The sequence below is a fragment of the Nocardioides ginkgobilobae genome (assembly GCF_054781275.1).
Map to the genome: position 1 here is coordinate 21,728 of NZ_BAAGUS010000014.1, position 21,544 is coordinate 43,271.

General features: G+C 72.8%; 21 protein-coding genes. 12 read left to right on the plus strand and 9 right to left on the minus strand.

Annotation, left to right across the window (positions count from 1 at the left end; translation table 11 throughout):
* Positions 1 to 61: 61 nt before the first annotated feature.
* Positions 62 to 2,440 (minus strand): MMPL family transporter, encoded by a 2,379-nt coding sequence (locus ACYVID_RS13430; protein ID WP_460737832.1) that lies wholly within the window; start codon positions 2,438 to 2,440, stop codon positions 62 to 64.
* Positions 2,441 to 2,561: 121 nt separating this feature from the next.
* On the minus strand, positions 2,562 to 3,185 hold the full coding sequence (locus ACYVID_RS13435; RefSeq protein ID WP_460737834.1) for a TetR/AcrR family transcriptional regulator: 624 nt from the start codon (positions 3,183 to 3,185) through the stop codon (positions 2,562 to 2,564).
* A gap of 228 nt (positions 3,186 to 3,413) precedes the next feature.
* On the opposite strand from ACYVID_RS13435, the gene ACYVID_RS13440 reads away from it, so the two are divergent.
* Positions 3,414 to 4,754, plus strand: coding sequence for a malic enzyme-like NAD(P)-binding protein (locus ACYVID_RS13440; RefSeq protein WP_460738003.1), 1,341 nt, complete (start codon positions 3,414 to 3,416; stop codon positions 4,752 to 4,754).
* Between the two features lie 18 nt (positions 4,755 to 4,772).
* Here ACYVID_RS13440 and ACYVID_RS13445 read toward each other — a convergent pair whose 3' ends face one another.
* Both ACYVID_RS13445 and ppgK read right to left on the minus strand, forming a co-directional pair.
* A complete protein-coding gene (locus tag ACYVID_RS13445; RefSeq protein WP_460737836.1) occupies positions 4,773 to 5,471 on the minus strand; it encodes a hypothetical protein in 699 nt (232 codons plus the stop codon).
* A gap of 5 nt (positions 5,472 to 5,476) precedes the next feature.
* Positions 5,477 to 6,253, minus strand: a complete 777-nt coding sequence (gene ppgK / locus ACYVID_RS13450; protein WP_460737838.1) for a polyphosphate--glucose phosphotransferase — start codon at positions 6,251 to 6,253, stop codon at positions 5,477 to 5,479.
* A 132-nt stretch (positions 6,254 to 6,385) separates the two neighbouring features.
* Here ppgK and ACYVID_RS13455 point away from each other — a divergent pair, with 132 nt between their 5' ends.
* From ACYVID_RS13455 to ACYVID_RS13470, 4 genes are all read left to right on the plus strand, one after another.
* On the plus strand, positions 6,386 to 6,763 hold the full coding sequence (locus ACYVID_RS13455; RefSeq protein WP_460737840.1) for a hypothetical protein: 378 nt from the start codon (positions 6,386 to 6,388) through the stop codon (positions 6,761 to 6,763).
* A gap of 116 nt (positions 6,764 to 6,879) precedes the next feature.
* Positions 6,880 to 8,331, plus strand: coding sequence for a fatty acid desaturase (locus ACYVID_RS13460; protein ID WP_460737842.1), 1,452 nt, complete (start codon positions 6,880 to 6,882; stop codon positions 8,329 to 8,331).
* Complete coding sequence (locus ACYVID_RS13465; RefSeq protein ID WP_460737844.1) at positions 8,331 to 8,537, plus strand: ferredoxin; 207 nt, start codon at positions 8,331 to 8,333, stop codon at positions 8,535 to 8,537. Before ACYVID_RS13460 ends, ACYVID_RS13465 begins: the two co-directional genes overlap by 1 nt.
* Positions 8,538 to 8,623: 86 nt before the next feature.
* Positions 8,624 to 9,193: a TetR family transcriptional regulator gene (locus ACYVID_RS13470; protein WP_460737846.1), complete on the plus strand. Its 570-nt coding sequence runs from the start codon at positions 8,624 to 8,626 to the stop codon at positions 9,191 to 9,193.
* A gap of 105 nt (positions 9,194 to 9,298) precedes the next feature.
* On the opposite strand, the gene ACYVID_RS13475 is transcribed toward ACYVID_RS13470, so the two are convergent.
* On the minus strand, positions 9,299 to 10,150 hold the full coding sequence (locus tag ACYVID_RS13475; protein ID WP_460737848.1) for a GTP-binding protein LepA: 852 nt from the start codon (positions 10,148 to 10,150) through the stop codon (positions 9,299 to 9,301).
* Positions 10,151 to 10,257: 107 nt separating this feature from the next.
* Between ACYVID_RS13475 and ACYVID_RS13480 the strand changes: the two genes are divergently transcribed.
* A complete protein-coding gene (locus ACYVID_RS13480) occupies positions 10,258 to 11,520 on the plus strand; it encodes a M15 family metallopeptidase (RefSeq protein WP_460737850.1) in 1,263 nt (420 codons plus the stop codon).
* On the opposite strand, the gene ACYVID_RS13485 is transcribed toward ACYVID_RS13480, so the two are convergent.
* Positions 11,507 to 12,325: an alpha/beta hydrolase gene (locus tag ACYVID_RS13485; protein ID WP_460737852.1), complete on the minus strand. Its 819-nt coding sequence runs from the start codon at positions 12,323 to 12,325 to the stop codon at positions 11,507 to 11,509. The genes ACYVID_RS13480 and ACYVID_RS13485 overlap by 14 nt on opposite strands.
* 73 nt (positions 12,326 to 12,398) lie before the next feature.
* Between ACYVID_RS13485 and ACYVID_RS13490 the strand changes: the two genes are divergently transcribed.
* From ACYVID_RS13490 to ACYVID_RS13500, 3 genes are read left to right on the plus strand one after another with little or no spacing between them, the layout of a single operon-like run.
* The gene (locus tag ACYVID_RS13490; protein ID WP_460737854.1) at positions 12,399 to 13,382 is read left to right on the plus strand and encodes an NADPH:quinone oxidoreductase family protein; all 984 of its coding nucleotides are present in this window, start codon (positions 12,399 to 12,401) and stop codon (positions 13,380 to 13,382) included.
* The gene (locus tag ACYVID_RS13495) at positions 13,379 to 13,756 is read left to right on the plus strand and encodes a hypothetical protein (protein WP_460737856.1); all 378 of its coding nucleotides are present in this window, start codon (positions 13,379 to 13,381) and stop codon (positions 13,754 to 13,756) included. Before ACYVID_RS13490 ends, ACYVID_RS13495 begins: the two co-directional genes overlap by 4 nt.
* A 41-nt stretch (positions 13,757 to 13,797) precedes the next feature.
* Positions 13,798 to 15,768, plus strand: a complete 1,971-nt coding sequence (locus ACYVID_RS13500) for a M13 family metallopeptidase (RefSeq protein ID WP_460737858.1) — start codon at positions 13,798 to 13,800, stop codon at positions 15,766 to 15,768.
* Positions 15,769 to 15,867: 99 nt separating this feature from the next.
* Here the strand turns inward: ACYVID_RS13500 and ACYVID_RS13505 are convergent, their stop codons facing one another.
* Together ACYVID_RS13505 and ACYVID_RS13510 are read right to left on the minus strand one after the other, a co-directional pair.
* The gene (locus ACYVID_RS13505) at positions 15,868 to 16,308 is read right to left on the minus strand and encodes a hypothetical protein (protein ID WP_460737860.1); all 441 of its coding nucleotides are present in this window, start codon (positions 16,306 to 16,308) and stop codon (positions 15,868 to 15,870) included.
* A 37-nt stretch (positions 16,309 to 16,345) separates the two neighbouring features.
* Complete coding sequence (locus ACYVID_RS13510) at positions 16,346 to 16,774, minus strand: Crp/Fnr family transcriptional regulator (RefSeq protein ID WP_460737862.1); 429 nt, start codon at positions 16,772 to 16,774, stop codon at positions 16,346 to 16,348.
* Positions 16,775 to 16,941: 167 nt separating this feature from the next.
* Between ACYVID_RS13510 and ACYVID_RS13515 the strand changes: the two genes are divergently transcribed.
* Genes ACYVID_RS13515 through ACYVID_RS13525 form a run of 3 tightly spaced genes read left to right on the plus strand, consistent with a single transcriptional unit; the run spans position 16,942 to position 20,899 of the window.
* Positions 16,942 to 19,083 carry a RecQ family ATP-dependent DNA helicase gene (locus ACYVID_RS13515; RefSeq protein ID WP_460737864.1) on the plus strand — a complete coding sequence of 714 codons (2,142 nt, stop codon included), beginning with the start codon at positions 16,942 to 16,944 and terminating at the stop codon, positions 19,081 to 19,083.
* 47 nt (positions 19,084 to 19,130) lie between these two features.
* Positions 19,131 to 19,811 (plus strand): hypothetical protein, encoded by a 681-nt coding sequence (locus tag ACYVID_RS13520; protein ID WP_460737866.1) that lies wholly within the window; start codon positions 19,131 to 19,133, stop codon positions 19,809 to 19,811.
* Positions 19,812 to 19,843: 32 nt separating this feature from the next.
* Positions 19,844 to 20,899, plus strand: coding sequence for an NAD(P)H-dependent amine dehydrogenase family protein (locus ACYVID_RS13525; RefSeq protein WP_460737868.1), 1,056 nt, complete (start codon positions 19,844 to 19,846; stop codon positions 20,897 to 20,899).
* Between the two features lie 138 nt (positions 20,900 to 21,037).
* On the opposite strand, the gene ACYVID_RS13530 is transcribed toward ACYVID_RS13525, so the two are convergent.
* Complete coding sequence (locus tag ACYVID_RS13530; RefSeq protein ID WP_460737870.1) at positions 21,038 to 21,535, minus strand: glutathione peroxidase; 498 nt, start codon at positions 21,533 to 21,535, stop codon at positions 21,038 to 21,040.
* Positions 21,536 to 21,544 lie beyond the last annotated feature (9 nt).

Genomic DNA, 21,544 nt, shown 5'->3' on the forward strand with positions numbered 1-21,544 from the left:
CCCCCCACACGGACGAGCCCGCCCCCGGCCTGGCCGGGAGCGGGCTCTGGTCCGTCGTGGCTCAGACGAGCACGTCGGAGTCGTCGGCCGCCTCGTCGAGGTCGGTCTCCGACAGCGCGTGGCCACCGGCCGCCAGGTGCGGACGCTGCAGTTTCTCGCCCTCGACGTCGACGTTGGGCAGGATCTTGTCCAGCCACGCCGGCATCCACCAGGCCTTCTCGTCCATCAGGTAGAGCAGCGCCGGGATCAGCACCATCCGCACGATGAAGGCGTCGAAGACGATGGCGGCGGCCAGGGCGAAGCCCATCGACTTCACGACGGCGTCGTCCTGGAGCATAAAGGCCGCGAAGACGGCGATCATGATCGTGGCGGCGGCCGTGACCACGCGCGCGGAGTTGCGGAAGCCGTCGACGACCGCCTCGCGGGTGCTCATGCCGTGCACGTGCGCCTCGCGCATCCGGGTCACCAGGAAGACCTGGTAGTCCATCGCCAGGCCGAAGACCAGGCCGATGAGGAAGATCGGCATGAAGCTGACGATCGGCTGGCCCTCGAAGATGCCGAAGGCGCCCTGCTGGAAGACCGCCACGGTGGCGCCGAGGGTGGCCAGCACCGAGAGCAGGAAGCCCAGGGTGGCGGTCAGCGGCACCAGGATCGAGCGGAAGACGATCATCAGCAGCAGGAACGCCAGGCCGATGACGATCGCCAGGTAGACCGGCAGCGCGTCGGCCAGCCGGTCGGAGACGTCGGTGGTGATGGCGGTCAGGCCGGTGACGCCCGTGTCGGTGCCGGTCGAGGCCTCGATGTCGGGCTCGCCGTCACGCATCTCCTGCAGCAGGTCGGTGGCGCGGGAGTCCTCGGGACCGAACTCCGGCAGCACCTGCACCAGCGCGCCGGTGGCGGGCTCGGTGACGGTGCCGTCCTCGGCGAAGGTGGCGTTGGTGGCCACGACCTGCGCGTTCTGGACGCCGTCGAGACCCGCGGCCCACGCGGCGACCTCGCCGAAGGCGGCCTGGCGGCCTTCGGCGTCGGAGATCTCGCGGCCGTCGACCACGACCAGCAGCGGAGCCTCGCGGCCGGCGCCGAACGCCTCGGAGACCAGGTCGGAGGCCTGGCGCTGCGTGGTGTCGCTGGGACGCGTGGAGTCGGTCGGGAAGGCCAGCTGCAGGTCCTTCAGCGGGATGGCCAGGGCACCCAGGCCGACCACCACCGCGAGCACCAGCGCCACGGGCGCGCGACCCACGAACCGGGCCCAGCGCACGCCGTTGTTGAGCACGCGACCGTCCTCGTCGTGGACGGGGCGGTAGCGGCGTACGCGACCGGCGAAGGCCTTGGACTTGAACATGCCCAGGACGGCCGGTAGCAGGGTCAGCGCCACGAGCACGGCCACGAAGACCGTCGCAGCGGCGGCCAGACCCATGGTCGTCAGGAAGGGGATGCCGACGACGGCCAGCGCCGCGAGGGCGATGAGCACCGTGAGGCCGGCGAAGACCACGGCGGAGCCGGCGGTACCCACGGCCACCCCCACGGCCTCGGCCCGGTCGTCGGTGTGGTGCAGCTCGGTGCGGTAGCGGGCGAGGATGAACAATGTGTAGTCGATGCCGACGGCGAGACCGATCATCGAGGCCAGGATCGTGGCTGAGGAGTCGACCTCCAGGAACGCTGTCATCGCCGTGACGCCGGTCAGACCCAGAGCCACGCCGAAGACGGCGCTGAAGATCGGCATGCCGGCGGCGACGAGCGAGCCGAAGGTCAGCACGAGCACGACGAGGGCAACGGCGAGCCCGATGGCCTCGGAGGCGAGGCCGAGCTCCGGCACGCCGGTGGTACCGGGACCGTTGGCCTCGACCTCGAGGCCGGACTCGCGGGCCTCGGCCATGACCTCATCGAGCGCCTCGAGGGTGGTGGGCTCGACGTCGGCGGAGCTCTCGACGTCCCACTCGAAGGTGATGATGCCGGTACGCCGGTCCTCGCTGAGCGGGGAGAGCGCGGCGGCGTCGGCGCGGGACTGCTCCAGGCCGGCCTCGTCAGCGCCGGCGGCCTGGGCGGCCCCGACGAGCTGTTCCTCGATGGCGGCGGCCTGCTTCACCGGTCCCACGATCTGGGGCTGCTCGGGCTGCTGTGGCAGCGCGGCGAGGTCGGCGTTGAGGTCGGCAATCGCCTGGCGCCAGCGGGGCTGGTCCAGCGTCGCGCCGTCCGGGGCCTGCACCACGACGTTGACGTTGGCGGCGTCGAAGGCGCTCTCGGAGCCGACGAAGAGCTCGGACTGAAGGTCGGCCGCCTCCTCCGAGGGGATCCCGGGGATGGTGAAGTTCTCGCTCAGCGGCTTGGAGAAGGCCGCGGCGAACGCGCCGAGCGCGATCAGCAGGACCAGCCAGCCGGCGATGAAGCGCGGCCAGTGGCGGAACGCGGTAATGCCGAGGCGGTGGAGCAGGGTGGCCATCGAGTCTCTCCTGGGTGGTGATCGGTCTGACGATCAGGTCTGGTCAGTCGGGCGGTGCGGCGGCTGGGCGGCGCGGTCTCGGCAGAGGGGCGGTGCGCCAGGTCGGGAAGTCGGGAGGCGGTCAGGTGAAGAGCTCTCCGGCCAGGCGAAGGTGGTCGGTGAACAACTCGGCGAGCTCGGGGTCGTCGGGACCGCCCTGGCTGAAGGACTCCAGCGCGGCGTCGAAGACCGCGATGAGCAGGGCGACCGCGAGCCGGGCGCGGACCGCGCCGAAGTCGGGACCCTCGCGCTCGAGGACCAGGCCGACGATCTGCTCGGCCACCTCCTCGAAACGCTCGTGGATCACGGTGAGGAGCCGGGGCGATGAGGTGAGGACGCTGCGGCGCAGCCGCGCGGACTCGCGGTCGATCGTCTGGGTGGCGAGCAGGGGCCGCGTGAGCTCACCGAGGTCGTCCACCAGGCGGCTGTGCGGCCCGCCGGCGCGGAACGCCTCCGCCACGGGGGCGAGCTCCGGGGAGGAGAACTGCGGCGGCTCGGCGCCGCCGAGCACGGCGTCGACCTTGCTGGGGAAGTAGTTGAACAGGGTGCGGCGCGAGACCTCCGCCTGCTCGGCCAGCTCATCCATCGTGAAGCCGTCGAAGCCGGCCTCCAGGCACAGCCGCTGCGCGCAGCGCACGATGCGCCGCCGCGTCTGCTCCTGCTTCTGCACCCGCCCCCCGAGGGCGCGCGCTGCACTGATGGCCATGGAGTGCATTCTGCACTATGCGTTCAAGGGTGCAAAAATGTGAGGGCGGTCACAGAGCACGCGGACCGACCGGGTGTGGCGGTCCCGGCCGCCCGCACACGAGGTCGTAGCCGTGGACGGGTCGTTGTGGTCGTGGGTGAGTTGCCGGTAACCGCGACCCGGGCAGAGAGTGGCGAGGTGACCCCGACCGCCGGCCGAGCAGCCACCACGTCGTCGTACTCGATCACCATGCGCCTGCACACCGCGCCCGACCACGGCGTGGTCGGCCGGGTGGCCACTGCGATCTCGGAGGTCGGCGGGATCGTCACCGGCATCGACGTCGCGGAGTCGAGCCACGAGCGGCTCGTCGTCGACGTGACCTGCTCGGCCGCCGACGCCGAGCACGCCGAGCGGCTCCAGGCGGCGGCCGCCGCGCAGCCCGGCGTGACGGTGCACAAGACCAGCGACCGGGTCTTCCTGCTGCACATCGGCGGCAAGATCGAGGTCTCCTCCAAGGTGCCGCTGCGCAACCGCGACGACCTGTCGATGGCCTACACCCCCGGCGTCGGGCGGGTCAGCCTGGCGCTGGCCGAGCACCCCGAGGACGTGCGGCGGCTGACGGTGAAGGGCAACTCCGTGGCGGTCGTGACCGACGGCTCGGCGGTGCTCGGGCTCGGCAACATCGGTCCCGGTGCCGCGCTCCCGGTGATGGAGGGCAAGGCGGCACTGTTCAAGCGGTTCGCCGACATCGACGCCTGGCCGATCTGCCTGGACTCCCAGGACACCGACGAGATCGTGCGCGCGGTGCAGCTGATCGCCCCCGGCTTCGGCGGCATCAACCTCGAGGACATCGCCGCGCCGCGCTGCTTCGAGATCGAGCGCCGGCTGCGCGAGACCCTCGACATCCCGGTCTTCCACGACGACCAGCACGGCACCGCGATCGTCGTCATGGCCGCGCTCACCAACGCCCTGCGCGTCGTCGGCAAGGACCTCGGCTCGGTCCGCGCGGTGGTCGCGGGTGCCGGTGCTGCGGGCACGGCCATCGTCACGCTCATGATCGCCGCCGGGGTCACCGACGTCGTGGTCTTCGACAAGGAGGGCTGCCTCTCCGCCGACGACGAGACGCTGCCGCCCGCCAAGGCCCAGCTGGCCGCCGTCACCAACCCCCGTCGCGTCCGCGGCGACCTGCGTGCCGCCCTCGACGGCGCCGACGTGTTCATCGGCGTCTCGGCCCCCGGCGTGCTCCAGGCCGAGTGGATCGCCGACATGGCCGAGCAGCCGGTCGTCTTCGCCCTGGCCAACCCCGACCCGGAGGTCGACCCCGCCGAGGCGGCGCAGTACGCCGCGGTCGTGGCGTCCGGCCGCTCGGACTACCCCAACCAGATCAACAACGTGCTGGCCTTCCCCGGCGTCTTCCGGGGCCTGCTCGACGCCCGCGCCACCGACGTCACCGTCGACATGATGCTGCGCGCGGCCGCCGCGATCGCCGGCGTCGTCACCGACGACCAGCTCAACCCGGACTTCATCATCCCGAGCGTGTTCCACCCCGACGTCCCTACCGCGGTCGCCACCGCGATCCGGGAGGGCTGAGGGCGAGCTCGGCGGTGCTCAGCCCGCCGCGTCGGCGCGCCACTCCTCGGGCGCCCGGACGAGCACCCGGCGCTCCAGCGCGCGGGCGGCGTCGCTGCGCAGCTGCGCGCGGACGGTGACGGCGTACGGACCCTCGCGGAGCAGCAGGCTCCCCTCCCACGCACCGTCGTCGGTCGCCTGCGGCGTCCAGACCTGCGCCGTCGCGCCACCGCGCAGGGTCCGCACCACCCCACGCGCGTCCTCGCCGTGGAGGTCGTCGAGGAACCGCACGGCCGGCTTCCGGGCGGTGACCTCGCTGTAGGTGACCGCGACGGGACGACCGCCGATGCTCTGCTTGCAGGTCCACATGGCCGGGCGGGTGTAGGTCGGGTTGCGCTCGAGCTCGTCGACGCAGTCGACCTGGTCGGGCCGGAAGGAGGGGAACACCCGGGTGAGGCCGTCGGTGCCCCGCGGGCGCACGCACTGCTCCGGAGCATCGACCTCCTCGCCGTCCCAGCAGGTCACGGAGCCGGTCGCCGAGGCGGGTTCGGTCTCCCCGAGGAGCAGCCGGCCGCCCACCCCGCCGGTGACCGCGAGCCCGACCAGGAGCGGCAGCACGACCAGCACGGTGCGTCGCGCACCGGGACGGGAGGCGCCCCGCGGGCTCTCGTCGAGCACGGTGTCGTCGCGCACCAGCGGGTCAGGGCCCGGGGGCTCCGCGTCCTGCGACCCGCGCACCGGTCTCACCCGGCCGCGTGGACGGCGTGCAGGGCGGCCCCCACGACGCCCGCCTTGTTGCGCAGGGTCGCCGGGATGATCTCGGTGTCGATGTCCAGCAGCGGGAGGAACTCCTCGGACCGCTTGCTGATGCCGCCACCGACGAGGAAGAGGTCGGGGGAGAAGAGCCGCTCGAGGTGGCGGTAGTAGTCCGTGAGCCGGGCCGCCCACTCCTCCATCGACAGCTCCTCGGTCTCGCGGGCCCGGTTGGAGGCCCGCTCCTCGGCCACGGCCGCCCCGGTGGACCCGCCGATGGCCCCGTCGACGAGCAGGTGGCCGAGCTCGGAGTTGGGCACGAGCACCCCGTCGTGGACCATCGCCGAGCCGATGCCGGTGCCCAGCGTGGTCAGGATGACCAGGCCGCGGTGGCCCGCGGCGGCGCCGTACCGCACCTCGGCGAGGCCGGCGGCGTCCGCGTCGTTGACGACGTGCACCTCCCGGCCGGTCGCCTCGCTGAACAGGGCGTCGGCGTCGACGCCGATCCAGGAGTCGTCGATGTTGGCCGCCGAGCCGACCACCCCGTGGCGGACGATCCCGGGGACCGTGACGCCGACCGGGCCGGTGGCCTCGGGGAACGCCGCCAGCAGCTCGACGAAGACCGCCGCCACCGCGTCCGGCGTGGCCGGGCGCGGGGTGGGGATGCGGACGCGCTCCGCCGCGAAGTCACCGGTGGCCAGGTCGACGGGGGCACCCTTGATGCCGGTGCCGCCGAAGTCGATGCCGAGGGGAGGAGGAGCACTCATCGGGTCCATCCCACCCCCACCGGCGCCGCGGGGGCAACCGTCTCCCCCGCACGGGGACCTTCGCGCGACCACCGGGCTGGACCAGTGACCAAGGTCCCTGGTGGCCGCCCGCGGGGTGCGCAGCCTGGTGCCATGTCCTACGGGGTCCTCGGCTCGCGTGCCGGCCACCTGCTGGTGGAGACGCTCCGCGGCGCCGGCACGAGCCGGAGCGACGCGGCCCTCCAGGCCTTCCTGCTGGCACGGGGGCCGGTGTGGGTGCAGGGGCGCCTGACGCTGACGGCCCTGCACGCCACCTTCGTCCCGCACCGGGTGGGCGCGGGTGCCGGCACGCTCACGCTGGACCTGGCCGACGTGGTCGGGGTCGAGCTGGGCGGCGGCGTGGTGCAACGGTCGGTGGGGCTGCGCACGGCGAGCCACGTCGCGCGGTTCCGCTGCCTGGGAGCCCTCGCGCTGGCCGAGCAGGCGGCCCGGGCCGTCGGCGCGGCCCGGCGTACGGCCCGGAAGCGGTGAGGGGTCGGCCCACGGACGGAGAGATTTACAAACACATACCTCTTGTCAACCTGCTTGACATTCTCTATCCTCTTGTCAAGCAGATGAGGTGACGCCCGTCACCGCAGGAGGTGGAGATGTCCGAGACGATCCCGAACAGCACGGTCCCCGCGGGGTCGACCGAGGCCTGGAAGGACAAGAAGCGCTACCTGTGGCTGATCGGCCTGGTGGTGCCGTCCCTGGCGTTCCTCGCCGTCGGTCTGTACGCCGCCACCGACTGGACCGTGTGGCTGTGGATCGGTCCGATCGTGATCCTGGGCGTCGTCCCCGCGATCGACCTGGTCGCCGGTCTCGACCGCTCCAACCCGCCCGACGACGCGATCGAGGCGCTGGAGAACGACAAGTACTACCGGTGGGTGACCTACCTCTTCCTGCCGATCCAGTACGCCGGGTTCGTCGCCGCGATGTACCTCATCGCCGGCGGCACGCCTTTCGGCATGGAGGAGCTCAGCACCCTCGGCAAGCTGGGCCTGGCCGTCTCCATCGGCTGCATCGGCGGCATCGGCATCAACACCGCCCACGAGCTGGGACACAAGCGCGAGGCCAACGAGCGCTGGCTGGCCAAGATCGCGCTGGCGCAGGTCTTCTACGGCCACTTCTACATCGAGCACAACCGCGGCCACCACGTCCGCGTCGCCACCCCCGAGGACCCTGCCTCGAGCCGGATGGGCGAGAACTTCTACCAGTTCTGGCCGCGCACCGTCGCCGGGTCGCTCAAGAGCGCCTGGGAGCTGGAGGCCAAGCGCTACCAGCGCAAGAAGACCCACCCGTTCCACCTCGGCAACGACGTGCTCAACGCCTGGCTGATGTCGGTCGTGCTCTGGGGTGCGCTGGTGGTCTGGCTCGGCCCCTCGATCCTGCCCTTCCTCGTGGTGCAGGCGGTCATCGGCTTCTCGCTGCTCGAGGTCGTCAACTACATGGAGCACTACGGGATGCTGCGCCAGAAGGTCGGCTCCGGCGAGCGCCAGCGCTACGAGCGGGTCGACCCCTCGCACTCGTGGAACTCCAACAACATCGCCACCAACGTGCTGCTCTACCACCTGCAGCGCCACAGCGACCACCACGCCAACCCGACCCGGCGCTACCAGACGCTGCGCGACTTCGAGGAGAGCCCCGTGCTGCCCACCGGGTACGCCGGCATGATCGTCCTGGCCCTGGTCCCGCCGCTCTTCCGCCGGGTCATGGACCAGCGGGTGCTCGCCCACTTCGACGGCGACCTGACGCGGGCCAACCTCAGCCCGCGCAAGCGCGACAAGATCCTCGCGAAGTACCCGCCGCCGGTCCGCGAGCAGGCCCCCACCGCCGCCGAGGTGGCTGCCGCGGCTGCCGCCGCCGCGCAGGCCGACGAGGTGCTGGCCGCCCGCTGCCCGGGCTGCTCCTACACCTACGAGGTCGCCGTGGGCAACGAGCTCGAGGGCTTCGCCGCCGGCACCGCCTGGAAGGACATCCCCGACGACTGGTGCTGCCCCGACTGCGGCGTGCGCGAGAAGGTCGACTTCGTCCCGCTGAGCCCGAGCGAGGTCTCCTGATGGCGCGCATCGTCGCCGACCTGGGGAAGTGCGAGGGCCTGGGCATGTGCGAGGCGATGGCCTCGGACTACTTCGAGGTCCGTGAGGACGACGACGGCGTGGAGATGGTCCACGTCCTCACCGAGGACGTCCCCGAGCCCGATCGCGCGCACGTCCACGCCGCCACACAGGCCTGCCCCGTGCTGGCCCTGAGCCTGGTCGACTGACCCTGGCGCCCCGCACCACCACCGCCCCGCCGTACGACGCCGTGCCCTCGCTCACGCTCAGCCACCCAGTTCCTAGACTGGGCCGCGTGAGCGAGGGAGCGGCGACGATGCGGGAGCGTGTCGTCGACGCCGCCGTGCGGCTGACCGGCGAGGTCGGCTGGTCGCAGGTCACCATGGCCCGCCTCGCGGAGGTCGTCGGGGTCTCCCGGCAGACCGTCTACAACGAGGTCGGCACCAAGTCCGGTCTCGCCGAGGCGATGATCCTGCGCGAGCTCGACCGCTTCCTCGGCGTGGTCACCGAGGCCTTCGACGCCCACCCCGACGACCTGGTCGCCGCGATCCGCACCTCCGCCGAGCACGTCCTCGAGCACGCCCAGGGCAACGACCTGCTGCACGCGGTCGTCTCGGCCACCCACGGCGCCGACACCGAGCTGCTGCCGCTGCTCACCACGCACGCCGAGTCCCTGCTCGTCGCGGCCAAGGCCGTCATCGCCGAGCGGATCGTCCCCTACGACGTGCCCATCGCCGGGGAGCACCTCGACGCCGCCATCGACATGGTCGTGCGGGTCGTCCTCTCCCACGTCATGCAGCCCTCGGCCCCCCCGGCGCAGACCGCCGAGTCGATCGCCTGGATCGCCGCCCGGGTCCTGGGGTAGGTCGTCGGAAGGTTCATCGGCCGGCCGATGAACCTTGCCGTTGGACGATGACCTTCCATCGGCCGGGGGCAAGGTCTGTCGGCCGGCCGATGAACCTTGCCCAGCTCAGGCGGCGGCCCGCGCCCGGGACAGCTCGAGGGCCTCGGTGAAGGCGCGGGTGACGTACGGCGGGACGGGGAGCCCCTTGTCGCGGGCCCACAACAGCTCCATCTCGACCCGGGCGATCTGGGCGGTGAAGTCGGAGTCCTCGTCGTTGTGCAGGGTGCGCATGACGTCGCCGAAGTCGGCCAGCTGCTCGGGGTTGTTGGCGCCGACCGGGGAGAAGGAGAGGCGCCTCATCAGCCGCACGAGGAAGCGCTGCCAGGGCGCCAGCTCGGACCACAGGCCCCGGGCGGAGAGCTGGTAGAAGGCGTAGTGCCCCGGCTCCTGGCGCTTGATCGGGGCGATGACGGTCTCGGCAATGGCGGTCTCGCCCATCTCGCGGACCCCGTCGTGGAGCAGGTTGTAGGCCAGCACCGCGGAGCGCTCGGTGGCCATGCCGGTGACGTAGTAGAGCATCCGGCACACGTCCTGGAAGGGGCCGAGGTGCGCGAGGGCGCCGAGCACCTTCAGCTTCAGCCCGATCGAGTCGAGGTCGGCGTCCGCGGGCGGGCGGCCGAGCTGGACCTGGAGGGCGTCGAGGATCCGGCCGTGCTGGATCTCCTGCGGCTGCCAGACGTCGCGGTAGAAGAAGACGTCCACCTCGGGCGGGTCCGGCAGCATCGTGGTGAGCTCGAGGACGTTGCGGTCGACCTCGAGCTCCACGCGCGCCATGTAGTCGAGGACGTGCCCGAACCGCGCCTCGAAGGCCAGCGGGTCCCGCACGGTCAGGTCGACGGCGTCCAGCGGGATGGGCGGGTGCTCCTCGCCCAGGCGGGCGACGTGCTCGACCAGGCGGTCGGCTGAGGTGGCGGGCACGGCGCCCACCCTAGGCGTGCGCGAGCAGTCAGGTCGGACGATCACCTGTGGCGTTCGTCGCCGCCGCCTACCCTGGATGTGAGGCAGACCAGGGGAGGACCGTGCGCGTGCGGCGACCAGGACCCACCGCCGGACCGTTCCGCGGCCCGGCGGCGATCCGTGCTGGCCTGGCCGCGTCCGTGGTCGGCGCGGTGTTCCTCGCCGCGTGCAGTGCGGGTACGACGGCGACCGACGACCCCCAGGCAGCCGGCACCGAGGGGGGCGGGAGCGGCGGCGCGGCCGGGCAGCCCTCGGCCCAGCCGAGCGTGGCCGGGCTCGACCCGGCGTACGCCGTCGAGCCGCCGGGGCGGTTCAAGAGCCTCCCCCGCACCGCCGACATCGTCGTGCAGGCGCAGGACACGATCGACGAGGAGACCCTGGCCGCCATCGAGCGGATGAAGGGCGTGGAGGCCGTCGAGCAGCTGAGCCTGCTGCAGGTGTCGGTGGAGAACCGGGTGCTCAACCTGGCCGCGGTCGACCCCGCGACCTACCGCCGCTACGCGCCCGGAGAGCTCCCGCAGAACCAGGAGGTCTGGGACCGGATCGCCGCCGGCGAGCTGGCCGTCGGCAAGGCCGTGGCCAAGCGGCTGCCCTTCGACGACGACGACTTCGTGGAGCTGACCACCGAGGTGCCGAAGATCCACCTCGGTGTCATGGCGCCCCAGATCACCAACGCCGTCGACGCGGTCGTGAACGAGAAGTGGGGCGAGGCGCTCGGCGCCACCCCCGGCAACGCGCTGCTGATCTCCACCGGCCTCGCGGCCCCCGACGTGGTCGTGGAGCCGCTCACCGAGATGCTCCCGAAGGACACCTCGGTCGAGCGTCTCGACGCGGTCGCCCGCTACGGCCTGGACCCCGACGCCGTGCAGACCGCGCAGGTCGTGGGCTCGCTGGCCGAGGCGATCGGCGTCTTCACCTATCGCCCGATCGGCGGCGGGCGGATCGCGCCCGACCCGGCGTGGGTGCGGGCCAACATCAGCACCCAGCCGGTGCCGATCCTGGGCAGCGTCACCTGCAACAACGCGATCTTCCCGCAGCTGCGCGCCGCCCTGGAGGAGATCGTGCAGCGCGGGCTGGCCGACGAGATCAACCCCGACGAGTACGCCGGGTGCTACTACCCCCGCTTCATCGCCGGCACCACGACGCTGTCCAACCACTCCTTCGGCACCGCCCTGGACTTCAACGTCCCCGGCAACCTGCGCGGGACCGTCGGGGAGATGGACCGCACCGTGGTCTCGATCTTCAAGAAGTGGGGCTTCGCCTGGGGCGGCGACTGGTCCTACACCGATCCCATGCACTTCGAGATGGCGCGGATCGTCAGGCCGGGCTGAGGGCGGCCGCCACCTCCACCGCGACCCTGCCCATCGTGGTCCGCGCGCGGACGGGGTCCTCGGTGAGGAAGTAGTGGTCGGTGCGCGGGGTGACGTCGTGCCACACCTCGACGCCGGCCTCGCGCAGCCGTCGCGCGTAGGCGTCGCCGTCGCGGCGCAGGGTGTCCCGCTCGGCGGTCATGACCAGCGCGCGGGGCAGGCCGGTGAGGTCCTCGGCCAGCAGCGGCGAGGCGTACGGCGAGCGCCGCGACGCCGCGTCGGGGAAGTAGGCCCGGCGCACGAGCGCCCGCAGCGACGGGCTGATCTGGCCGGTGCCGCCAGGGACGTCGGTCGCGAGGTCGAGCGCCGGCACGCCCAGCACCTGCAGCCGTGGCGGGAACGAGCCGGTGTCCCGGGCCATCAGGCACACCGCGGCGGCCATGCCCCCGCCGGAGGAGAAGCCGCCGACCGAGACCGGACCCTGGCCGGCCGCCCACGCGGCGACGTCGTGCGCCTCCTCCTGGGCCTGCGGGAACACGGCGTACGGCGCGGTGTGGAAGTCCACGTTGAGCACCCGCACGCCGGCGGTCGCGGCGAGGTAGCGGCACCACCAGTCGTCCATGAACGGGTGGCGCATCAGCCACGCCCCGCCGTGCAGGTGCACGTGCGACGGGCCGCCGTCCCCCCAGGCCGGCGGCTCGTAGGACCACGCCGTGACGTTGCCGTGCCGGGTGGGCACCCGCAGCCGGGTCGGCCGGGGCAGGTCGGACCCCGCGAAGCGCAGCCCCTCGCCGTACCGCACCGTCCAGCGGGCGGTGTGGTGCATCAGGGTCACGCTGAACCGGTCCGACACCCTCACCCCCGCTGTTCGGAGCGGGCGGGCCGATAGGTTGGCCCGCATGCGAGCCGTGCAGGTCGTCGAGACCACCGGACCCGAGCACCTGCAGGTGCGCGAGGTCCCCGACCCGCGGCCGGGAGGGGGCGAGGTGCTCGTCGAGGTGCACAGCGTCGGGGTGTCCTTCCCCGACCTGCTGCTCTCGCGGGGGGAGTACCAGCTCAAGCCCGAGCCGCCCTTCACCCTCGGTGTCGACGTCGCGGGCGTCGTCCTCAGCGCGCCCGAGGACTCCGGGCTCGCGGCCGGCGACCGGGTCGCGGCGGTGGGCCCGTACGGCGGCGCCTCCGAGCTCGCCGCCTTCCACCCGGACGCGGTCTTCGCGCTGCCCGACGCGCTGTCCTTCGACGAGGGCGCGGCGCTGCCGATGAACTACCTCACCGCTCAGTTCGCCCTCGACGAGCGGGCCGGGCTGCGCGAGGGCGAGACCGTGCTGGTGCACGGCGCGGCCGGCGGTGTGGGCACCGCCTCGATCCAGGTGGCGCGAGGCATGGGCGCGCGGGTGGTCGCGGTCTGCTCGACGCAGGAGAAGTGCGACTACGCGAAGGCGGCCGGGGCGGACGAGGCCGTGCTGCTCGAGGGCTTCCGCGACTCGGTCGGCGCCCTGACCGAAGGGATCGGTGTCGACGTGGTCGTCGACGTCGTGGGCGGGCCGGCCTTCACCGACTCGCTGCGCTCGCTCGCCCCCCAGGGCCGGCTGCTCGTCGTCGGCTTCGCCGCCGGCGCAGGCATCCCCGAGGTCAAGGTCAACCGGCTGCTGCTCAACAACGTCGACGTCCGCGGGGTCGGCTGGGGCGCCTACGCCATGGTGCGGCCCGGGTACATGAAGCGGCAGTGGGAGGCGCTGCTGCCGATGGTGGAGTCCGGTGTCGTGAAGCCGCCGATCGGTGCGACGTACGCCCTCGAGGAGATGGGCAGCGCGCTGGTCGACATGGACCAGCGGCGCACCCTGGGCAAGTCGGTCGTGCACGTGCGGGAGGCCCGGCAGTGAGCGACCACGACCACCCGCACGACCACGAGCACGAGCACGGCGAGGACGAGGAGCTGCCGAGCGGGGAGAAGGTGCGCCGGGCCGGGCACATCGTCCTCGACGCGGTCGTCGCCTCGGACCTCGGCGGCGACGACGCGGAGGCGGCCGAGGCCGCGCTGGAGCTGGTCTTCTCCCACCTGCTGGAGATCGACGCCATCGAGCTGCTCCTCGACGAGGAGGCCCAGGAGTTCGAGCTGGACATCTCGCCCCTCATCGGCGGCACCCTGCTCGTCGTACGCCGGCTCGTCGCCGAGCTCGCCGCCCGGGACGGGGTGGACGAGGAGGCGGTCGTGATGTCGGTGCGGGCGGCGCTGGACGCGGCTGCGGCGGGGTAGGTCGCTCCGGTCGGGTGGCCCCGCGGGCTAGGGTCGCCGTCGTGAGCATCCTCGACGACGCCCGCGCGGGCATGGACCCGGCCGTCCGACCCCAGGACGACCTCTTCGGACACGTCAACGGCCGCTGGCTCGCGGAGACCGAGATCCCCTCGGACCGCTCGAGCTGGGGTCCCTTCGTGCAGCTGGCCGACGAGGCCGAGCAGCACGTGCGCGCGATCATCGAGGAGCTCGCCGCGGCCGACGCCGCGACCATGACCGAGGAGGCCCGCAAGATCGGCGACCTCTACGCCTCGTTCATGGACACCGACGCCATCGACGCCAAGGGCCTGCGCCCGGTGCAGCCGTTGGTCGACGCGGTGGGTGCCCTGCGCGACCTGCGCGACCTGGCCGCCTTCCTCGGCGAGCTCGAGCGGGTCGGCGGCCACGGGGTCTTCGGGTCCTACGTCGACACCGACGACAAGGACTCCGACCGCTACCTCGTCAACCTCGTCCAGGGCGGCCTCGGGCTGCCCGACGAGTCGTACTACCGCGAGGACAAGCACGCCGAGACGCGTGAGAAGTACGTCGCCTACCTCACCCGCCTGCTCGAGCTCGGCGGCACCGGGGCCGACTGGCTGGGCGACCCGGGCGAGGCGGCGCGCACGGTGCTCGACATCGACACCCGGATCGCGGCCGGCCACTGGGAGCGCGCGGAGACCCGCGACGTGCAGAAGACCTACAACCTGCACACCCTCGAGCAGCTGCGCACCCTGCTGCCCGCCTTCGACCTCGACGTCTACGTCACCAACCTCTCCGCCGGGAAGCGCACCGCCGAGGACCTGCTGGCCGAGGTCAACGTGCGCCAGCCGTCGTTCTTCGCCGGCCTCTCGCAGGTGCTCGCCGAGGTCCCGCTCGACCAGTGGCGCCCGTGGCTGCTGACCCGCGTGCTGCGGTCGGCGGCGCCGTACCTCACCGACGACCTGGTCGAGACCAACTTCGACTTCTACGGCCGCACCCTCAACGGCACCCCCGAGCTGCGGGCGCGGTGGAAGCGCGGCGTCGCGCTGGTCGAGGGCGCGCTGGGCGAGGCGGTCGGCAAGGAGTACGTCGCGCGGCACTTCCCCCCGACCTCCAAGGCGATGATGGAGGAGCTGGTCGCCAACCTGCTCGCGGCCTACCGCCAGTCCATCGAGGCGCTCGACTGGATGACCGAGGAGACCAAGCTCCGCGCGTACGAGAAGCTCGAGACCTTCCGGCCCAAGATCGGCTACCCCGACACCTTCCGCGACTACTCGGCGCTCCAGGTGCGCCCCGACGACCTGATGGGCAACGTGGCCGCGGCCTCGGCGTTCGAGACCGACCGCCAGCTGGCCAAGATCGGCTCGCCGGTCGACCGCGACGAGTGGCACATGCTGCCGCAGACGGTGAACGCCTACTACAACCCCGGCACCAACGAGATCTGCTTCCCCGCGGGCATCCTGCAGAAGCCGTTCTTCTCCCCCGACGCCCACCCGGCGGAGAACTACGGCGGCATCGGCGCGGTCATCGGCCACGAGGTCGGCCACGGCTTCGACGACCAGGGTGCGCAGTTCGACCCGCTGGGCAACCTGCGCGACTGGTGGACCCCGGCCGACAAGGCCGCCTTCGAGGAGAAGTCCAAGAAGCTCGTCGAGCAGTACGACGGGTTCGAACCGCGCGCGCTGCCCGGCGAGAAGGTCAACGGGCAGCTGACCGTCGGTGAGAACATCGGCGACCTCGGCGGCCTCACCATCGGGCACAAGGCCTACGTCATCTCCACCGACGGCACCGCGACGATCGAGGACCGGCGCACCCTGTTCATGAACTGGGCCTACGTCTGGCGCACCAAGCGCCGCCCGGAGCAGGAGCGGCAGTACCTCACCATCGACCCGCACTCGCCGCCGGAGTTCCGCGCCAACATCGTGCGCAACCTCGACGAGTTCCACGAGGTCTTCGAGACCGCGCCCGGCGACGGGCTGTGGCTGGACCCGCAGGAGCGCGTCCGGATCTGGTGAGGAGGACGCGCCAGCGGACTCCTCGATGGTGGTCGAGCAAGCGGCGCGACTGAGGGACGAAGTCGCGACCCGCGTGTCGAGACCCAGTCGCCCGTCCGGTCAGTCGGCGGGGTCCGCCACCTGGTCGGGCGCGCTCCCTGGACCCACCGACCGGTCCTCGGCGCGAGCCAGCCCGCGCGCGGTGCCGAGCAGCAGCGCGGCGACGGCCAGGGGCGCGACAGCACCGAGCGTCCACGGCAGGTCGCCCCTCGCGACGCCCCAGCCGGTGAGCCCGAGGCCGAGCAGCGCCACCGCCGCCGGCACCGGGGCGAGACGTCGGGCCGTGCGCGGGGTGTCCCCGAGCCACAGCGGCGCGAGGGCCAGCACGCCCATCGGCAGGGCGAGCATGCCGACAGCGAGCGGCAGGAAGACACCCAGCACCTGCTCGGGGGCCTCGAGGGGTGCGGTCAGGAAGAAGACGGCCAGCGACAGGAGGCCCAGGCCCAGCCCGAGTCCGACCAGCCCGCCGCGCCGGACCTGTGCGCGACGGGGCGGAGCCATGGCCGCACCCTAGGTCGGTGGTCGGAGCAGTGGGTACTCAGCCCGCGAGCGGCGCCTGGTGCGCGGCGGCCGCGCCGTGGACGAGCGCGGCCATCCGGGGGAAGCCGCGCAGCAGCGAGTCCAGGTCGCGCGGGGTCATGACGCACACGGTGAGGGGGGTCAGGGCGGTCGCCGACGCCGTACGACGGCGGCGACGGTCGAGGACCGCGAGCTCGCCCACGACCTCGCCGGGGCCCAGCACGGCGAGCAGGTCGCCGTCGTGGCTCACGGCGACCGAGCCCTCGACCAGCAGGAAGGCCTGGCTCTCGTAGGCGCCCTCGGTGGTGAGGGTGGCGCCCGTGGGGAGGGTGACGACGTCCATGAGGGCGGCCATCCGGCGCAGCTGGCGCGAGGAGCAGCCGGCGAGCGCGGGGATGGTGCGCAGCAGGTGCTCGGTGGAGCGGGCGGTGCCCGGGATGCTGGTCATGGGGACTCCTGGGGGGTGGGGGAGAGTCGACCGTACTGTCGGTATGTATCGAGCGTACTCCGGGTATGTGAACTCTCAACTCCGATCGGGTGAGGGTCGGGGTGAGCCTCCCCGCACCTGTGGAGGAGGTCGCCGGCCCGTCGGCGGGCACTGGTAGACACGCACCCATGGCTCCCCACCCAGCGATGCTCGACCGCACCGCCGCCCGCGCGTCCGCCGAGGCGCACCTGCGCGCGCTCGTCGGCACCAGGGAGAGGCAGAGCGACGCGGTCCTGCGCGAGGACCAGTGGGCCGCGATCGAGGCGCTGGCCGTCGACCGCCGTCGCGCGCTGGTGGTGCAGCGCACCGGCTGGGGCAAGTCGGCGGTCTACTTCGTGGCCACGCTGCTGCTCCGCGAGGCCGGTGCCGGGCCGACCGTCATCGTCAGCCCGCTGCTCGCCCTCATGCGCAACCAGATCGCCGCCGCCGAGCGCGCGGGCATCCGCGCGGTGACCATCAACTCCACCAACATGGGCGAGTGGGAGCCGGTGCACGACCAGATCGCGGCCGGCGAGGTCGACGTGCTGCTGGTCAGCCCGGAGCGCCTCAACAACCCCGGCTTCCGCGACGAGGTGCTGCCCCGGCTGGCCGCCACCTGCGGCCTGCTGGTGGTCGACGAGGCGCACTGCATCTCCGACTGGGGCCACGACTTCCGCCCCGACTACCGCCGCATCCGCACCCTGCTGGAGGACCTGCCCGAGGGCATCCCGGTCCTCGCCACCACCGCCACCGCCAACTCCCGGGTGACCGAGGACGTCGCCGGCCAGCTCGGCTCGCTGCGCGACGGCGAGGTGCTGACCCTGCGGGGCACCCTGGACCGCGAGTCCCTCCGCCTCGGCGTCGTCCACCTCAAGACAGCCGACCAGCGGCTCGCCTGGCTGGCCGACCACCTGGCCGAGCAGCCCGGCTCGGGCATCGTCTACTGCCTCACCGTGGCCGCGACCCAGGAGGTCGCCGACTACCTCCGATCCCGCGGGCACGACGTCGCGGCGTACTCCGGCCAGACCGAGGCCACCGAGCGGCAGGCGCTCGAGGCCGACCTGGCCGCTGGCCGGGTCAAGGCGCTGGTCGCGACGAGCGCGCTGGGGATGGGCTTCGACGCCAGTCTCGGCTTCGTCGTCAACCTCGGGTCGCCCAGCTCCCCGGTCGCCTACTACCAGCAGGTCGGCCGTGCCGGTCGTGGCCTCGACGCGCGCAGCGAGTCCGCGACGGTGGTGCTGCTGCCGGCCGTCGAGGACCGCGACATCTGGGCCTACTTCGCCTCGCTGTCCTTCCCGCGCGAGGAGCAGGTGCGCGAGACGCTCGCCGTGCTCGCCGAGGAGGGCCGCCCGATGAGCACGGCCGCGCTGGAGACCCGCGTGGAGCTGAGCCGCACCCGGCTCGAGACGATGCTGAAGGTCCTCGACGTGGACGGCGCAGTGCGGCGCGTCAAGGGCGGCTGGGAGGCGACCGGCCGTCCCTGGGAGTACGACGCCGCCCGCTACGAGCGGGTCCGCGAGGCCCGGGAGCGCGAGCAGCAGGCGATGCTGGAGTACCTCCGCACCGACCGGTGCCGGATGCTCTTCCTGCGCGAGCAGCTGGACGACCCCGAGGCAGCGCCGTGCGGGCGTTGCGACAACTGCGGCGGGCTGTCGCTCTCGACGGAGGTCTCGGCGGCGGCGGTGACCGAGGCCCAGGAGCGGCTGGCCCGCCCCGGCGTGCTCCTGCCCCCGCGCAAGATGTGGCCCACCGGGCTCGACCGTCTCGGGATGGACCTGCGGGGCAAGGTCGCCGAGCAGGCCCTCGAGGGCCGGGCCGTGGCACGGCTGACCGACCTCGGCTACGGCCAGGCGCTGCGCGAGCTCTTCCGCGAGGGCACCCCCGACGGCCCCGTGCCGGTGCCGCTCGTCCAGGCGGTGATCGAGGTGCTCGGTGACTGGCGTCCCGAGGTCGACGCGGTCGTCGAGGTCGAGTCGGCCTCCCGGCCCGAGCTCGTGGGCTCGCTGGCCGACGGGCTCTCGCGCTACCTCCAGGTGCCGCTGCTGGGTCGCTGGGCCGTGCTGGACCCCGAGGTCCCGCCCGGTCGCGGCCAGGCCAACTCCGCGCAGCGGGTCGCCGCGGTCTCCCGACGCAGCGGCCTCGAGGCCGAGCCCGGGGCGCTCGAGGGTCGCCGGGTCCTGCTCGTCGACGACCTGCTCGACACCGGGTGGTCCACGACGCTGGCCGCGCGGGCGGTGCTGCGCGCCGGGGCGGTCTCGGTGCAGCCGCTGGTGCTGGCTGTGCGGGCCTGAGGCGGCTGCGAGCGCCGGTGACCCCGCGGCGGCGGTACCGTCGCGGCATGGCTCGGGACCGACGTACGACGACCGTGCTCGCGCTCGTGGCGCTGCTGCTGGGCGGGGTGACCGGCTGCTCCGACGACGCCGTCGGCGCCGAGGAGGCGACCCCGCAGTCGCTGGCAGCGGCGGCGCTCGCGCACTACGACGCGCCGCTCGTGGCCGCGGCGCCGATCTTCGGCGACGAGCGGTTGCGGCGCGGCGACCTGGCCGTCGAGCTGGCCTTCGACCGGTCCGAAGGCGACAACACCCACGTGCGCGTGGTGGTCTCCGACCGGCTTCCGTACGGCCGCGACGACGAGGACCCGTGCGCCGGGCCGTGGAAGTGCCAGGACGTCGGCACCGACGAGGTCGCGGGGACCCTCCTCTACGAGGCGGGCTACCCCGAGGAGGACCCGGGGGTGGTCCTCGCCTGGTCCGAGCGCGGAGACGGGGTCGTGTGGGCCTACGCCTACGGCCCCTTCATCGCACCCGACGACGAGGGCGGCCCGGACGAGGAGGCCACGGCCCTGGGCGACGCGCTCGCGGCGATCGTGACGGACCCCGCGGTCGGACGGCGCACGAGCGCGGGCTACGACGAGGGCGGCCAGGAGCTGTGCGGCAGCGGGGACTGGCTGGAGTGGTACGGCCAGGGCAACGGCTCGCCGCGGCCGGAGGACTTCCGCGACTGGTGCGCGGAGGACTAGAACACGTTCTAGCGGGCCGCTAGCCTCCCGGCATGACGCCTGCGCACCGCGACACGCCGATCCGGGTCCTGCAGTGGACCACCGGCAACATCGGGCGCCGCTCGCTGCACGCGATCCTGGCCCGGCCCGACCTGGAGCTCGCCGGGGTCTTCGCCTTCGGCGGTGACAAGGTCGGTCGCGACGCCGCCGAGCTGTGCGGCTGGCCGGAGCCGACGGGCGTCCTGGCCACCGACGACGTGGACGCCCTGCTCTCGACCGGCGCGGACGCGTGCGTCTACAACCCGCTCTGGCCCGACCTCGACCACCTGTGCGCGCTGCTCGCCGCCGGCATCGACGTGTGCACGAGCGCGGCCTGGATCACCGGCGGCAAGCAGTCGCCCGCGGACCTGGACCGGGTCCGGGCCGCCTGCGAGGCGGGTGGGTCGACGATCTTCGGCAGCGGCGCGCACCCCGGCATGACCAACATGGTCGCGATGGTGCTCTCGGGCGCCTGCGAGCGGGTCGAGGAGGTGCGGATCACCGAGAGCGTCGACTGCTCGACGTACGAGAGCGCCGGCACCCAGAGCGCGATGGGCTTCGGCAAGCCGCTCGACACCCCCGGGCTGGAGGAGTCGGTGCGGGTGGAGAGCGAGGTCTTCGCCGAGTCCGCGGCGATGATGGCCGACGCCATGGGCGTGACCCTGGACCGGCTGACCTTCGACGTCACCTTCACCGAGGCCACCGGCCACACCGACCTGGGGTTCATGGAGATCCCCGAGGGCACCGTCGGGGGCGTGATGGGCTACCACCGCGGCTGGGTCGGGGAGCGCAACGTGGTGAGCGTCGGCTTCAACTGGACCATGGGCGACCACGTCGTCCCGCCCAAGCCGCTGGCCCACGGGCACGTCGTCCAGGTCTTCGGCGTGCCCAACATGCGTACCGTCATCTCCTGCCTGCCGCCGCGCGACTGGGCCGAGGAGGGCTTCATGGGGCTCGGGATGATCTACACCGCGATGCCGGTGGTCAACGCGCTGCCGCTGGTCGTCGCCGCGCCGCCGGGCATCGTGACGCTGGCCGACCTGCCGCCGGTGACGGGGCGCGTCTACTGACCTCCGACCTGCGGACGTCATCCGCAGCGCAGAAGCGGACATCCCGTCCGTATGACGTCCCCGGCGGGGCGGGCTGGGACGTCATACGCCCCGCAGTGAGGGACCTCCCGCCCGCATGACGTCCCCGGCGGGCCGGTGTCAGGCGCCGACGACCTGCTCGATGGCGGTGACCAGTCGCGGGTCCTGCGGCTCGACACCGGGGCGGAAGCGCGAGATCACCGTGCCGTCGGCGGCGACGAGGAACTTCTCGAAGTTCCACTGCACGTCGCCGGCCTCGCCCTGCTCGTCGGGGGTGCCGGCCAGCTCGGCGTACAGCGGGTGGCGGCCCTCGCCGTTGACCTCGATCTTCTCGGTCATCGGGAAGGTGACGCCGTACGTCGCCGAGCAGAACTCCTGGATCTCCTCCGCGCTGCCCGGCTCCTGGCCCATGAACTGGTTGCAGGGCAGGCCGACGACGGTGAAGCCGCGCTCGCCGTAGGTCTCCTGGAGCTGCTCGAGCCCGGTGTACTGCGGGGTCAGGCCGCACTTGGAGGCGACGTTGACCAGCAGGGCCGGCTTGCCGCCGGTGATCTCGCCGAGGGTGGCGGGGGTGCCGTCGAGTCGTGCGATCGGCAGGTCGAGTAGTTCAGTGCCCATGGCCGTGAG